The sequence below is a fragment of the Sphingobium sp. B2 genome (assembly GCF_007693735.1).
Lineage (GTDB): Bacteria > Pseudomonadota > Alphaproteobacteria > Sphingomonadales > Sphingomonadaceae > Sphingobium > Sphingobium xenophagum.
Map to the genome: position 1 here is coordinate 395,206 of NZ_VDBZ01000002.1, position 14,871 is coordinate 410,076.

The window sequence follows — 14,871 nt, forward strand, 5'->3', positions numbered from 1 at the left end:
GACACCCGCGGAACAAGACCTCCGCCCCGACGCCCCTGAAGTCGTCACCTTGCGTAGCGACTTGCGATCTGCTCCTGCGCCGCGGCGGCGAGTTGCCGGATCTGGTCGGCATTTTCGGGTGCAGCGGCGGTGACGGCAATCTCGAAAGACGGACGGGTCTGAACCCGCTTCCACCATTGATGCAGGCGGGGCCCTTCCGCCTCAGAGAGCAGCAGTCCCAGCAATTCCATTCGCGCAAGAAACGGCGTCAATGCTGCGTCGGCGAGGCTATAGTCGCCCAAGAGGAAATCGGCAACCAGGCTCCGTTCGGCTTCTTGCTGCAACGCCTTGAGTCCTTGCAATGCGCCCTCCACTTCCAGCGCCTCCAGTCCCTGTTCGACGAGGTTGCGGTAGAGTTGCCGTCGCTCCGGGATCTGGACCGATGCATAATAGGCTTCGCGCTGTTCGATGGGCAGAGCGAGGATCGGATGCCGCATCGCAATCGCATAGGTGGCGATGCCCAAATGTCGCAGGCTGTCGTCGAGGAGCTTCAACCAATAGTTCACCCGTGCACGGCCGAGCGGGTGGTGGGGTCGTAAGGGTAGTCGGGGGAAAGCGTCATCCAGATAGCTCATGATCACGCTCGATTCGGCAAGCACGTTGCCATCATGGATCAGCGTCGGCACCACGCCTGCGGGATTGAGCTTCAGATATTCCGGATCGGACAAATAGCTTCTGGGTACCAGCCTGTCCTCATAAGCGATTTCCTTCTCGGCCAGAACGAGCATGACTTTGGAAGCGCAGGTTGCGCCCTGGAATCGATAAAGAGTGAGCATCGGGCCGGCCCTTTTCATTCATGGAGCTCGGGCCAAGAGTTGATCGCTAGCCCGCGGCGAAGGTGAGGATCGGGTGCTGACATCGGATGGGCGTCGATACCGGCCCCAGAGGGTCAGTTTGCAGCCAGAACGCCCATTATGGCAGGATCCAACTGATCCTCGTCATAGCGTTGCAGGTCTGCCGCCGGCGTCCCGTCGCGCATCGCTTTCAACTTCGCAGCCGGATCGAATGCCACCCCGATCGGATTGCGTTTCATCGCGCCGCTTTCGAGAAACTGGGCAAATGCGTCGAAATCAACGAAATTGTCGACTTGCAACTCGATCCGGTTGCGATCTGGATCTTCATAATAGATCGACGTGGTCGCACCGTGATTGATTGACAGGATCGGCTCGATCCCATCTTCCGCAAGCCGCTCATAGGTCAGGAGCAGATGATCGAGCGCGGCAAAGGTAAAGGCAACATGGTCGACGCCAACCGTCCCGGAAGGGCGGTCGACCATTTCGGGCACGCGCGCGATCGCCACGCGATGATGTTCGCCATCATAAGTGAGAAACGCGAGATTATCGTCCTTGTGGACGCATTGCGCGTTCAGGACATGCAGATACCAGCGCACCATTTCCTCGAACCGCTCATTAGTTCGCATAACCACATGCGCCAGCTTGGCGGGCCGGATCGAGGACGCGTCGGATTGAGACGCGGTCGTCTGTTCTGCAATATCCATCATCATCTCCTTATAAACTATGTTTCATCGTCGGCACCGTTGCGCCCGGCTGGGCGCTGGATTTGCAAGCCATTGAAAAGCAGTTTGATCATGTAGTCCGCATGGGCATTTGCTACCTCTTCATCTTGCGGATCGATGCCATAGAGGCCCTGGATCAGCGGCCGGAATGTGTAGAAATGGGAGAGCGCAATCATGATCATCGGGGTCAGGTGCGCGACCGGCACGGGCATGATCCAGCCATCGTCGGCTGCCCTTGAAAGCAAGTTGTCAAGCTGACCATGGAACGGCCCAACGAATGTTTCGATAAGCCAATCGAAACGCTCTCCTGGCGTGCGCATTTCGTTGAGGATGATCATCACATGTTCGGGCCGCTCGGCCGAAAATTCGAGGAATCCTCGCATAAACACGCGAAGCGCATCGATGGGCCTAAGATCGACAATTGTCCTGTTCAAAAGGCCAAAGAATCGCTTATAGTCGTCCAGCGCATATTCGACTGCGGCGCGCCACAGATTGTCCTTCGATCCAAAGTGATAATGGACAAGCGGCTGTCCTATACTCGCTGAATTTGCGATCTCCTGGAGAGACGCGCCATCAAATCCGTTTCGCGCGAACAGTTTCAACGCCGCGTCGAGCAGATCATTGCGCGCGTTCGCGGACGATCCAGGGGCTGCGCGACGCGTCTTCGGGGTCTTGGGAGCAGAGGCTTTCGACATAACGATCCTTCCGAAGGTTTATTATGTAGTCAGCATATCTGATCGAATAATCATGTTCAACGCGCCATCTAGACCTGCACTGTCCTGAACACTCCCTACCCAGGCTACATGCCCGTCTGGACGGATGAGGATCATTTCACTGCCATTGAGGATGTTCGGTATCGCCTCCGGCATCTGGCGCAGTACCACTTGCGCGGGCAAGGCAGGCAGGGTTCCGATCTCAATATCTTTGCCGATAAGCAGTGTCAGGCCATCCCCTGCGCAAAGCGCGTGCAAGCTCGCCATTCCCAGAGGCCCGGCGACCAGCGCATGCGGAAGGCGCCCGCCCGATCGTAGGGACGAAGCATAAGATTCTTCCTCCGGATATGGTTCGCGGGCGCCGTAAACATAGCCCAGTTCGTGAGTGAGCGAATCAAAATGCCGCCGTTGCGCCTCAATCGCTTGCGCCACCGCACGCCGGGTTTCATCGCCGGTTTCCCGGTCTAACGCAAACGCCGGCATGCTTGATTCCGCGCGAGTAACCACGGTTGGATCAACCGGGGCCAAAAACGACACGCCGAGCGCCGCGTCGACTTCGGCCAGTTTCATCGCGTTGTCCAAGCTGTGTGCACAATTTGCGCGGGCAACCGGCATGCGCTCTTCGGCGTAGCTGTCCAACAACGCGGCGCGCGCTTTGCCCTGAATCACGAACGCCAGTTTCCAGGCCAGATTATGCGCGTCCTGCACGCCGGTATTGAGTCCCAGTCCGCCTGTAGGCGGAAAACGATGGGCAGAATCGCCAACAAGGAAGAACGGCCCGTGCCGGAAATTTTCGGCGACCTGAGCGCTCATATTCCACGAGCCGACGCCATCGAGCCGAATGGTCGCCGTACGATCCCCGATCGCGCGATAAATGAGTTCGCGCATCACGTCCGGCTGGAAATCGTCAGATGCTCGATCTGGTGGCATGACGCACATCAGCGCCCAACTGTTCGCAATGTCGAAGCCGATCAGGACGCCCCTGACGTCGGGGCCACCTACAAAGGCAACGGGGCCGCTGATATCACCAATCAGATGCGACAGGTCGGCAGTGAAATAGGCCGATGCGTAGCGCGCAATAGATGGTGGGCCGACCATGGCAATGCCAAGCGATTCGCGAACCATGCTTCGTGCTCCGTCGCACGCCAGCACATAGTCATAGTTTCGTGTGCTGATTATATCATCAGCATCTCTAATGCTCAGAACAGCTTTGGCATTGTCAACGGCCGCGCCGACGACCCGGTGGCGATAGCGAATCGCGCCACCCATTTTGGCAAGCCGAGCTGCAACGACCTGCTCGAAATGGTTCTGCCCCACGTTGAGCGCATGCACTGCGCTTGCGTCAGCTCGCGACGCTCCGGAGGCTTGGTCCTTGATGAGGTCCAGACGTCCGAAACGCCGCCCGGCCAAGGATTCTACCCATGCAATTGATTGAACACGATCGATGGGCGCGGCGATGGTCCGCAATTCTTCGAACGCGCCGATTTCCGCCAGGATCTCGCTTGTTCGTGTGTTGATGACATGAGCCTGAGGCAGGGTGCAGGGGCCATCCCCGTCGTCGAAAATGTCGACGTCAATACCGCGCTGAAGAAGCAGTGCAGCCGAAACAAGGCCTGCGGCTCCCGCGCCCACAATAGCAATCCTGCAGTTCAAATCTGTCACCCCTTTCACCCAATCTCTCCGGCTCTGTTGACATTATCCGTTTGCTGATCATATTATCAGCACGACAAATGATAATGTCAACATCGGTGAATCGGGCAGGAGGGATTGGAATGGCGAAGCATGAAGCCGTCATCGATCGAGTGATTGATTTTTGGCATGCGCTTGATCGACGCGATTATGACACAATCCTCTCTCTGGTCGCCGAAGACTGCGACTGGCAGCGCGAGGTTCTCATATCCGGACGCGCCGCAATCGGCGAAGCGCTGTCGCAGCGGCCGAGTAGCCTGATGACCCGTCACCAGATCACGAATCTGCGCGTAGTGGGCGACGGCGATCGTTGCTTGGTGAAGTTCCTGATCACCACCTTTGGCGTGTTCCAATCCAGTGAGGAACACTCGCTACCCGACTGCGGCGGGCCAGCGCTGGTGGCCGATGGAGAAATGCATTTTTCGGTTGCCGGCGAAACGATTTCAATAACCAATATCGTTGCGAAAATAGTATTTCAGTCAGGTCGCAGATAATCTCCAATATTATATCGATAATCATAAAATTTCGGGAGGATTTCGTGATATATACTTCCTACAAATACCTACTGCACGCGACATGTGTTATTGCGGTAGTATATGCTGGATCAGCTCATGGGCAGGACAGTAATCCGGCTGCACAGCAAACACAGGACTGGGCATATACTGATATTGTCGTCACCGCGCAAAAGCGCGATGAGCGCTTGAGCGATGTGCCGATCGCGATCTCCGCTGCTACGGGCGACCAGCTTGCACGTCAGGGCGTGACATCGGTTGAAGGCCTCGATCGCATCGCGCCGGGCTTTACATTTCAGCAATCTCACTTCGGAACGCCCGTGTTCACCATTCGCGGCGTGGGGTTTTTCGACAGTTCGATTGGCGGCAGTCCCGCTGTCAGCGTATATCTCGACCAGGTCCCGCTTCCCTATTCGCTTATGACGCGCGGTGTCGCGTTAGACCTTGAGCGGGTCGAGGTGCTGAAAGGACCGCAAGGCACTCTGTTTGGCCAGAGTTCGACTGGTGGTGCCATCAACTATATCGCAGCCAAGCCGACCGAGGATATGCGTGCCGGGTTCACGCTGAACGCCGGTCGTTTCGATGAGGTTTCGACCGAAGCCTTTGTCAGCGGAAAGCTTGCCGAGGGGCTGACCGCACGTGTTGCCGGTCGTTACGAGTACCGCGATGGGTGGCAGAAGCCCGATATGCGCAACGATGCGCGCTTCGGACAAAGCGAAAATGCGCGCTTGGGAAGGCGGCGCTTCTACACGGGCCGTATCCTGCTCGACTGGAAGCCAACCGATACGCTTCGGTTCGAACTGGGTGCGAATGGTTGGCACGATGGATCCGAACCTCAGGCGTTCCACTATATCGCGTTCGCACCCACTGCCCCCATGAATCCGTTGAACGCAGGCAACAGCTACGCCAATCTGGGGCCGCTAACCGCCACGCCGAAGGACCCCAGGTTGGCCGGGTGGGATCCAAACACGCCTTTTGGTCTGGATGACGACTTCTATCAAGTCTCACTTCGCGGCGATGTCGACCTGAGCGACTCTATCACGCTTTCTTCGATCTCCGCTTATTCCAAGCTCACCACCAATGCCTATACCGATACCGACGGTACGGCCTATGCGGCGTTCGTGTTGCGGCGTCAGGGATCGATCAAATCCTTTTCGCAGGAACTCCGTGTCGCCGGCACGTCGGGAGCAGTCGACTGGATGATCGGCGGCAATTACGCCTGGGATCACAGCACCGAAATCCAGCAGAACCTTCTGAAAACCAGCAACGCCGGCCTCGGGCCGTTCCCGTTCAGTGGGCTTGAAGTTCGCAACGATCAGCAAGTACACACCTACGCCGCCTTTGGCAGCCTTAACTATGCGCTTTCGCCAAGGTTCGAACTTCAACTGTCGGCGCGCTACACCACGCAGGACCGGGACTTTCGGGGTTGCCTCGCCGACCCAGGCAATGGTCAAGTCGCAACGGCGTTCGGCGCTGTATTCGGTTTTGCAGCGACGGCGGGCGAATGCATAACCCAGTCCGCACCGGGTGTCCTCTTGGGTGAAGTCCACTCTTCACTGAACGAGGATAATATATCTTTTCGCGGCGGCGTGAACTGGAAGCCGTCGGACGACGCCTTGATCTATGTCTCGGTTTCTCGTGGGTATAAGCCCGGCAGCTATTCCGTATTGCCGGGCGTTTTCGCTTCGCAGTTTAGCCCGGTCACCCAAGAATCGGTGACATCGTATGAAGCGGGGTTCAAGCTTTCTGCGCTGGATCGGCGCATCAGCCTGGACGGCGCGGTTTTCTATGCCGACTATACCGACAAGCAGATTCTGGGCAGCGCGGTGATCCCGCCGTTCGGCAACCTGCCCAAGCTCGTCAATATCCCACGGTCGCGCATTTATGGTGGCGAGATTCAGGCGGTCGTTCGCCCCTTTGCCGGGCTTCGGACGACGGCAGGCATAGCCTATTACAACAGCCGGGTTCTTGAAGACCCCAGCAATCCGGTCGACGCCTATGGCGTGCCCACTTCCTTTGTCGGCGAAGAACTGCCGACCTCGCCCAGATGGCAGATCGTTGGTGATGCGGAATATGGGTTCAGCGTCTCAACGCGCGCGCGCATGTTCGTTGGTGGCGGACTGACCTATCACAGCTCAACCTACAGCGTTTTTGGCGAAAATCCGGGACTGTTGCTGCCAGCCTATGCGTTGATCGACACGCGCGGCGGGATCGAAGCCGAGGATGGCAGTTGGCGCGTCCAATTGTGGGGCAAGAACGTCACGAACAAATTTTACTATCTGAGCACCAGCGTAGGCGGCGATCGACTTGCCGGCCTTACGGGGATGCCCGCGACATACGGGGTGACACTTAGCTTTCGCTACTGATGCGCACAGCAGGATGAAATTGGTCTAAGGAGATAGCAGGACATGAAGCTTTGCCGATTTGAAATCGAAGATAGAATCAGGATCGGCAAGGTTGTCGGGGATCGCGTCGTCGATCTGGGCGATGTTGCGGGGGTCGGATCCTCGATGCGGACGCTGATCGAGGATCTACCCGCGCTGCGCGGCGCGCTGGAGGCGGAAAGCGGGCGCGACTTTCCGCTGGCGAAGGTGCGACTGCTGGCGCCGATCGTGGACCCGCAAAAATTCCTGGCAATCGGCATGAACTACACGGCGCATGCAGCAGAAGCCGAAGCCGCCGGCATCCCGGTCCCGACAAGCCAGGCATGGTTCAACAAGCAGGTGTCGTGCATCACCGGACCCTATGATCCGATCGAGCTGCCAAAAGCGTCGGACAAGATCGATTATGAGGGAGAGTTGGCCTTCATCATCGGCCAGCGATGCCATGATGTTAGCGAAGCGGAAGCGCATTCGGTCATCGCGGGGTATCTGCTGTGCAACGATGTGTCCGCACGAGATTGGCAGGCGCGCAGCCCGACGGTCACTTTGGGCAAGAGTTTCGACACGCACGGTCCGATCGGTCCCTGGATCACGACGGCGGACGAAGTGCCCGACGCCGAGGCGCTGACCCTTTCGCTGAGCGTCAATGGCGAAGAACGGCAGCGGGCGGATACAAGCGGGCTGATCTATTCGATTGCTGCGCAGATCGCCTATCTCTCCACCGTGATGACGCTGGAGCCCGGCGACATCATCGCAACGGGTACGCCCTCGGGAGTCGGGATGGCAAGCGGTCGCTTCCTTGCCGACGGCGACATCGTTCGTCTGGAAATACAAGGCCTTGGATATATCGAAAACAGGGTTTCGGCAGAACTCTGACCAGGCATGGTTTGCCCTGAACGGCATGCCGCCCACTACATAGTCAAGAATGACGGGAGAAGCCGACATGCGTAACCTTCGTCGGAATTGGAAGCTGGGCCTTTTGGTCTTGTATGGTGCCGCGGTCGGTTCCCCGTCAGCCAACGCGCAAGCTGCCAAGGCCCCCCAAACGCCGCAACACATCGCGCACGCCGACCTGGCAAAGGCGACGCGCATCGTGACGCTGGGCACCGCCGCTGGCCCCCGCTCGCTTTCTGATCGCGCAGGACCGGCCACTTTGTTGCAGGTAGGAGATCGTATCTACCTGATCGATGCAGGCGCGGGGGTATCGCACGGGCTAGCGAAGATCGGCATCCAGCCCGATCAAGTCCGGCGGATATTTCTCACGCACCTCCATTTCGATCATGTTGCCGGTATTTCGACCCTGCTTGGCTTTGCCTGGCAAAGGCGGCCTAGCAATCCGATCGAGATATACGGGCCGCCCGCCACGCACGAGTATATGACCCGCGCAACGAACCTGGTCGGTTTTACGAGCGACATATACGCGGCGGAAATGCCGCCGACGCCGCCCGTTGCTAAGATGGTGGTGGCGCATGATGTGGACGTCTCCGGTCCAATGGTCATCTACAAGGATGATCTGATCAAGGTCACTGCGGTCGAAAATTCGCATTATGCGACGATCCCTGCTGATCGACGCCCTCTGGGCGCCGCGCGATCCTATGCCTATCGCTTTGACACGCCCGACCGGTCGATTGTTTTCACGGGCGATACGGGGCCTTCGGAAGCGGTCACCCAACTGGCACGCGGAGCCGACATCCTGGTAGCTGAAGTGATGGAGATGGACTATACGCTTTCGCAGCTTTCGCAGTTGTTCAATACGCCGGTTGCGCAGTTGCGGCACGTTGCCGAGCATATGTTGCAGGAGCATCTCTCGCCACAGGCGGTTGGCGAGATGGCGAAGCGCGCCGGCGTCGGCATGGTTGTGCTCAGCCATATTGGAACAGGCGAGAACAACCATGACTTGCGGCTGTTCACCAGCGGTGTCCGGGCGGCCTATCCGGGACCGGTCGTCGCCGCGAATGATGGCGATGCATTTTAGGAACCGGCCGAAAGCATGATGTTTCGGAGCATATCCGAGATTGTTTCACTTCAGGAGGTGCCGATGGCTTCGGTTTCACTCATGCGATTGTTCACAGCAGCTGCGGAAGTCTCGACCGGCCAGAGTTTCAGCGACTATGAAGTCCTGCATCGCTGGTCAGTGACGGATGCCGAGGCATTCTGGAAACTTCTGTGGGAATTTGGAGGGGTTCGATCGGACACGCCGTATGACGCGGTGTTGGCGAACCGTTCGATGCCGGGAGCGCAATGGTTTACCGGCGCGACCCTCAACTATGCCCAGCAGGTATTCAGGCATGTCGAAGCCGCCAATGCTGCTGGTAACCCTGCGATCGTCGCCGAAGATGAAACCGGCGCGATTACGGAAGTCGGATGGCCTCAATTGCGCGCGCGTGTGGCCTCGCTCGCCACCGAGTTGCGGTTGCTTGGCGTGGAGAGCGGCGATCGTGTCGCGGCCTATCTGCCCAATCGGATCGAGGCGGTGGTAGCATTCCTTGCCTGTGCATCGATCGGCGCGGTCTGGACCATATGCGCTCCCGACATGGGGGCACCCGCTATTCTCGATCGATTCCGGCAAATCGAACCAAAGCTGCTGATTGCCGCTGACGGCGTATTCTATGGAGGGAAAGCGATCGATCGAGCGTCGGTTGTCCGACAATTGCACAATGCGCTGCCGACTGTCGAGAAGTTGGTGATCGCGCGATCTGGTTATAGCGCCGACCCGTTCGATAACGCTCTGAATTTTTCCGCGCTGTGCGCCCGTAATGATTGCATGCTTGAGTCGACGCCACTGCCGTTCGATCACCCGCTATGGATCGTCTATTCCAGTGGCACGACCGGCAAACCCAAGGCGCTCGTCCATGGTCATGGCGGAATCATACTGGGCAGCGCGGCAACCCAACTCCATAGCGATCTTGGCGCCAGTTATGACGCACGTACGCCCGGCGAGCGCTTTCACTGGTTCAGTTCGACAGGTTGGATGATGTGGAATATGCAGGTCGGCGGCTTGCTGAGCGGGACCACGATCTGCATTTACGACGGCAGTCCCATGGGCAACCGGGACGCGCCAGACTGGGGCGTCCTGTGGCGTTTCGCTGCGCGCCATCGCGTTACATTCGTTGGATCGGGGGCGCAATTCTACACGTTGTGCGCAAAATCCGGTCTCGACTTTGCGTCGGTTGGCGATCTTACTTCACTCCGGGCTCTGGGAAGTACCGCGTCTCCATTGCCTGCCGCGGTACAGTTGGAAATTTCCGAGCGACTTCGGGCTGCCGGAAGGCCGGACATCTGGTGGTTCAATAGCTCAGGCGGCACGGACATCTGCGGCGCGTTCTGCACGGGCAATCGCGATCTGCCCGAGGCGCCCGGCAAATTGCAATGCCGCCAGATCGGGGCCGCCGTGGAAGCGTGGGACGAGGCGGGGCATCCCATCGTCAACCTTGTCGGAGAGCTTGTCTGTACCCAACCGCTCCCGAACATGCCGCTCTATCTGGTCGGCGACGCTGATGGGGTGCGTTATCGGGACTCTTATTTCGACATGTATCCAGGCATTTGGCGGCACGGCGACTGGCTGCGGATCGAGAGTGACGGAAGCTGCGAAATCTTTGGTCGCAGCGATGCCACCATCAACCGTGGCGGGCATCGCATGGGCACCAGCGAAATCTATGATGCCGTAGAGCAACTGGACGCTGTGGCGGATTCGATGGTGATCGACGTTCGGCAGCAAGGTGCCGACAGCAAGCTGCTGCTTTTCATCGTTCCGGCAGGCGGAAAGCTGACTGATAAGTTGGCCAACGCCATTCGGGATGCGATCCGAACCTCGCTTTCGCCACGTTTCATTCCGGATGCAATTATCCCGGTCGCCGACATTCCCCGAACTTTGACATCCAAGAAGCTGGAGCTGCCGGTCAAGCGATTGTTCGAAGGGTGTATTGGCGCAGAACTGGTTGATCCATCGACAATGTCCAATCCCGATTCTCTGAAGGAATATATGGCCATCGTAAGCCATTTGTCGGTCGGAGCGGGCGTTTAGCGACGTGAAGCACATATTATCGTCGCTAGTGCGTAGACCCGGCTAATCCGTTCGGTCGGACTGCAAGATCGGCAAAGTCAGAGACATCAATGCCATCCGCTGCTGTCTATATGCGGCAAACCCAGCCGCGATCAACGAGACAGACATTATGTTAAACATATGCAAATGGCTTTGCTCGCTCGCAAAGACATGCCTTAGGCGCTGCCAAGGCATCAATATTGGGGTCGTTGACAGCCTTGTCAAAGCGCGAGCCGTCCGTCACAAGGGCGTTATCGCGGCTTGACCTGTCTCAGCCAAGGCGAGTTGCGACATAAGAAATATCGGTTGCGGCATGACGGCGACCAAGAGGAAGTAGGATCAAAGCATGTCCAAACCTTTGAAGCTATTGTTGACGGCAGGACTATGTCTGCCTGCGCTGATGATGGCCGGCATCGCTATTCATCCAGGGCATGCACGGGGCGCTGAACCGGATGATGCCAGCGCCCGGGCGGCCAAAACCGTCCAGGCGATGACGCAGGCGGAAAAGACGATCCTGACTCACGGCATCATGCCACTGCCGATTGGCGACAACCCGCCGCCGATCCCGGCGGAAGCGATCCCTGGCGCGGGCTATATTCCGGGCATTCCACGCCTTGGCGTGCCAGCGCTTCTGGAAACCGATGCGAGCCTTGGCGTGTCCTATGTTTTTGGCCTGCGAAAGGACGGCGCGACCGCCCTCCCCTCTGGCCTTGCCATGGCTTCCACCTGGAACCCGGATCTTCTGTACAAGGGCGGCGTCATGATCGGCGGGGAAACCCGCGCCAAGGGATTCAATGTGCTGCTGGCCGGTGGCGTCAACCTGATGCGCGATCCGCGCAATGGTCGTACCTTCGAATATTTTTCGGAAGACCCCCTGCTCAGCGGCGTGCTGGCCGGTCATGCCATCAAGGGCGTTCAGTCCAATCACATCATATCGACGATCAAGCATTTCGCCCTCAATGGGCAGGAGACCGGCCGCAAGTTCGCGGACGTCATGATCTCCGACGAAGCCGCGCATGAAAGCGATCTGCTCGCGTTCAAGATCGGCATGGAGATCGGTAATCCGGGCTCGGTCATGTGCGCCTATAATCGCGTACATGGCGAACAGGCCTGCGCCAGCGACTATCTGCTCAACAAGATATTGAAGCAGGAATGGGGCTATAAGGGCTTTGTCATGTCGGATTGGGGCGCGGTTCCCAATCTGGAATCAGCGCTCAAGGGTCTTGATCAACAGTCCGGATCGCAGCTCGATCCCGCCTTGTTCTTTGGTGACAAGCTGGCGGCCGCGGCTCAGTCGGACCCCGCCTATGCGGCCCGCCTGGATGACATGAACAAGCGCATTCTCTGGGCGATCTACGCCAATGGGCTGGACAAATATCCGGTCGCCAAGGGCGGGGAAATCGACTTTCAGGCGAACGGCGAGGTCGCGCTGGAAACCGCGCGGCAGGGCATTGTCCTCTTGCGCAACGAACGCGGCGGCCTGCCCCTGTCAAAGTCAGCCAAAAGCATCGCGGTCATCGGCGGCTTCGCTGATTCCGGCGTCCTTTCCGGTGCGGGGTCCAGCCAGGTTCAGGGCGAAGGCGGCGCGGCCGTCACGATTCCGCTTTCAGGATCGTCACCCTGGGCCGGATTCCTGGTGCAGGCATATCATCGGTCATCGCCGCTTGCCGCGATCAAGGCCATAGTGCCGAACGCCCAGGTCCGCTTCCGCGACAGCCGGTTCATAGCGGACGCCGTGGAGCAGGCGAAGCGCGCGGAAGTGGCGATCGTCTTTGCTACCAAATGGTCGAGCGAGGGCTTTGACCAGCCCGACCTTTCCCTGCCGGATGGTCAGGACGCGCTGATCGCTGCCGTGGCCGACGCTAACCCGAACACCATCGTCGTTCTGGAAACCGGCAACCCTATCGCGATGCCCTGGCTCGAAAAGACCGCGGCAGTCGTGCAGGCATGGTATCCCGGCGCGCGTGGCGGCGAAGCCATCGCCTCTATCCTGTTCGGTGACACCAATCCTTCTGGCCGCCTGCCGATCACCTTCCCCGCTAGCGTCGATCAATTACCGCGCCCGGTGCTTGACGGTTACAACGATTTCGAACCCAATTTCGCAGGCGATGCACCATATAAGGACGCAAAGCTGGTCGTGAACTATGACATTGAAGGGTCGAACCTGGGCTATCGCTGGAATGCGCTGAAGGGGTACAAGGCTCTTTTCCCGTTCGGCTATGGCCTTAGCTACACAAGCTTCAAAGCCGATGGGCTCAAGACCGATGGCAACAAGACCAGCCTGACGGTGCGCAATACTGGCCAGCGTACCGGCGCGACGGTCGCTCAGCTCTATCTGGTCAGCCGGTCCGGCACGGCCTTGCAGCGATTGGTCGGGTTCAAGCGGATTGAGTTGGCACCTGGCCAGTCCGAAAAAGTTTCGCTGACCATTGATCCGCGCCTTCTGGCCGACTGGAAGGACGGCGCCTGGTCAATGCCTGCCGGCGATTATCAGTTTGCCATCGGCGACAATGCCGAAACGCTCGGCACGCCCGTCAAAGTTCGCCTTGCCGCAAAACGCTGGAAGGACTGATCCTTCTGTGGTGCTGGCCAACCGTATGGTTGGCCAGCACCACTAAAGCTGCCCTTGCATCCATGTTGCCGGTGCAGGCGCGCGGTCGGTTGGCTGCCGTCATCCGCCTGGCGCGACCGTGACTTTACAGTCTATGGTCGCGATGCCGAGAAACTCAGCTATACAATGCTGCCCGATTTTTATGGCAGGCGTTCCGGTGATTGCGCCTGTTGAGATACAGTCACCTCGACATAATGGCACGCCGCGGCGCGCTGCCTCACCGAGCGCATAAGCGAATACCTCCAGCGGGCCGCCAGGCACGACAGCAGCGCTGCTTTCCCGGACGAGAACGCCGTCGATCGTAGTGCGGCATATGATGCCATCCCAACCCCGTTCGCGCCAGTCGACCACCTCCGCACCGAGAATGAGGCCGTTATTGTTCCCGAAGCCTGCAATACTCGCCGTTGTTGGAAGGTCGTTGATTGTCGCGAGCGGACTGCCCGCAACCTCGATGCCGACATGCACCGCGCCGATCAGTTCGGCGGCTTCTTCACAGCTCCATTGCACCTTGTCCGCTGGCGCATCGGCATTCGCTAGGATGACCACTTCCGCCTCGAAAAGCGCAGATCCTCCCGCCGTCATCGCAAAGACGTTCGTCTCTGCTGCTCTTGAAACGCTGCCCGCAAAGATCGGACCTATGAAGCGTTCAGCGCCCAGTTGCTCGACGAGGTGGGGCTGAATGCGTCCGACTTTCCATCCCGCTATTCGATCCCCCCATGCGGCGATTGCCGCTTGCTGGATGCGGTAGGCCGCATCCAGGTCCGTCGGTACAGGTCCAGGGAAATCAGAAAAGCCCTGGGCTGCGCGACGCGCCTCCACGAAACGGGCCGCTGCCTTTTGGTGGTCGTCCAATGCGGAAATGTTCACAACAGATAGCCGATACCGTGCTGGAAATCGTCACAGTTGACGAGCGTTACGACCTTGCGATCCATCTTCAGGCCGTCAGCCTGGCGAACGATGCGATATTCGACATCGGCCGCCAGCACGCGCATCCGCTCATATTTATATTCGGCCAGAATTTGCGCCGCCCGGATAACGATGGCCCCGTCCTCCGTCGCCAGAGGCACGAACCGTGACACGGTCCGCACTGTCCGTGCCGGTGGAGCGGACGACATGGAAAATCCCGACAGCAGCCGTTTAACGCGCGCTGCACGCATTTCCGCATCGTCATTCAGGATGTTGAGGCAGTCATCGAAATCCTTGGCATCCCGTTCAGTCGGGATGATGTAGCGCCCCCCTTCGGTCCAGAGCGGCAGCCACTTCTTGTAGTCGAGCCGGTCCAGAAGGTCGGCCTCTGCCCAGATGAAAGCAATCGCTTTCTCAAAGGTCGGCGCCATCGTCGTGGCGTCCTGGCGGTCGTCGGTCATG

12 protein-coding genes are annotated in these 14,871 nt (G+C 58.7%); 6 read left to right on the forward strand and 6 right to left on the reverse strand.

Annotated features, from left to right (window positions below; genetic code table 11):
* Nucleotides 1-44 precede the first annotated feature (44 nt).
* From FE851_RS17515 to FE851_RS17530, 4 genes are all read right to left on the reverse strand, one after another.
* Nucleotides 45-815 carry a glutathione S-transferase family protein gene (locus tag FE851_RS17515; RefSeq protein ID WP_186378879.1) on the reverse strand — a complete coding sequence of 257 codons (771 nt, stop codon included), beginning with the start codon at nt 813-815 and terminating at the stop codon, nt 45-47.
* A 113-nt stretch (nt 816-928) separates the two neighbouring features.
* Nucleotides 929-1,537: a VOC family protein gene (locus FE851_RS17520; RefSeq protein WP_145205211.1), complete on the reverse strand. Its 609-nt coding sequence runs from the start codon at nt 1,535-1,537 to the stop codon at nt 929-931.
* Between the two features lie 17 nt (nt 1,538-1,554).
* Nucleotides 1,555-2,250 (reverse strand): TetR/AcrR family transcriptional regulator, encoded by a 696-nt coding sequence (locus FE851_RS17525; protein ID WP_145205213.1) that lies wholly within the window; start codon nt 2,248-2,250, stop codon nt 1,555-1,557.
* Nucleotides 2,251-2,271: 21 nt separating this feature from the next.
* Nucleotides 2,272-3,939: an FAD-dependent monooxygenase gene (locus FE851_RS17530; protein WP_145205217.1), complete on the reverse strand. Its 1,668-nt coding sequence runs from the start codon at nt 3,937-3,939 to the stop codon at nt 2,272-2,274.
* Between the two features lie 101 nt (nt 3,940-4,040).
* Between FE851_RS17530 and FE851_RS17535 the strand changes: the two genes are divergently transcribed.
* From FE851_RS17535 to FE851_RS17560, 6 genes are all read left to right on the forward strand, one after another.
* Nucleotides 4,041-4,451, forward strand: coding sequence for a nuclear transport factor 2 family protein (locus FE851_RS17535; RefSeq protein ID WP_186378880.1), 411 nt, complete (start codon nt 4,041-4,043; stop codon nt 4,449-4,451).
* Between the two features lie 44 nt (nt 4,452-4,495).
* A complete protein-coding gene (locus FE851_RS17540; RefSeq protein WP_186378881.1) occupies nt 4,496-6,835 on the forward strand; it encodes a TonB-dependent receptor in 2,340 nt (779 codons plus the stop codon).
* A 42-nt stretch (nt 6,836-6,877) separates the two neighbouring features.
* Nucleotides 6,878-7,726, forward strand: a complete 849-nt coding sequence (locus FE851_RS17545; protein ID WP_145205227.1) for a fumarylacetoacetate hydrolase family protein — start codon at nt 6,878-6,880, stop codon at nt 7,724-7,726.
* 67 nt (nt 7,727-7,793) lie between these two features.
* The gene (locus FE851_RS17550; protein ID WP_186378882.1) at nt 7,794-8,825 is read left to right on the forward strand and encodes an MBL fold metallo-hydrolase; all 1,032 of its coding nucleotides are present in this window, start codon (nt 7,794-7,796) and stop codon (nt 8,823-8,825) included.
* A gap of 63 nt (nt 8,826-8,888) precedes the next feature.
* Nucleotides 8,889-10,874, forward strand: a complete 1,986-nt coding sequence (locus FE851_RS17555; protein WP_145205233.1) for an acetoacetate--CoA ligase — start codon at nt 8,889-8,891, stop codon at nt 10,872-10,874.
* A 364-nt stretch (nt 10,875-11,238) separates the two neighbouring features.
* On the forward strand, nt 11,239-13,464 hold the full coding sequence (locus FE851_RS17560; RefSeq protein ID WP_261371041.1) for a beta-glucosidase family protein: 2,226 nt from the start codon (nt 11,239-11,241) through the stop codon (nt 13,462-13,464).
* Between the two features lie 99 nt (nt 13,465-13,563).
* Here the strand turns inward: FE851_RS17560 and FE851_RS17565 are convergent, their stop codons facing one another.
* Both FE851_RS17565 and FE851_RS17570 read right to left on the reverse strand, forming a co-directional pair.
* Nucleotides 13,564-14,370 (reverse strand): 2-keto-4-pentenoate hydratase, encoded by an 807-nt coding sequence (locus FE851_RS17565; RefSeq protein ID WP_145205236.1) that lies wholly within the window; start codon nt 14,368-14,370, stop codon nt 13,564-13,566.
* Nucleotides 14,367-14,870, reverse strand: coding sequence for an aromatic-ring-hydroxylating dioxygenase subunit beta (locus FE851_RS17570; RefSeq protein WP_261371042.1), 504 nt, complete (start codon nt 14,868-14,870; stop codon nt 14,367-14,369). The genes FE851_RS17565 and FE851_RS17570 overlap by 4 nt, the downstream gene beginning before the upstream one ends.
* Nucleotide 14,871: the final 1 nt, after the last annotated feature.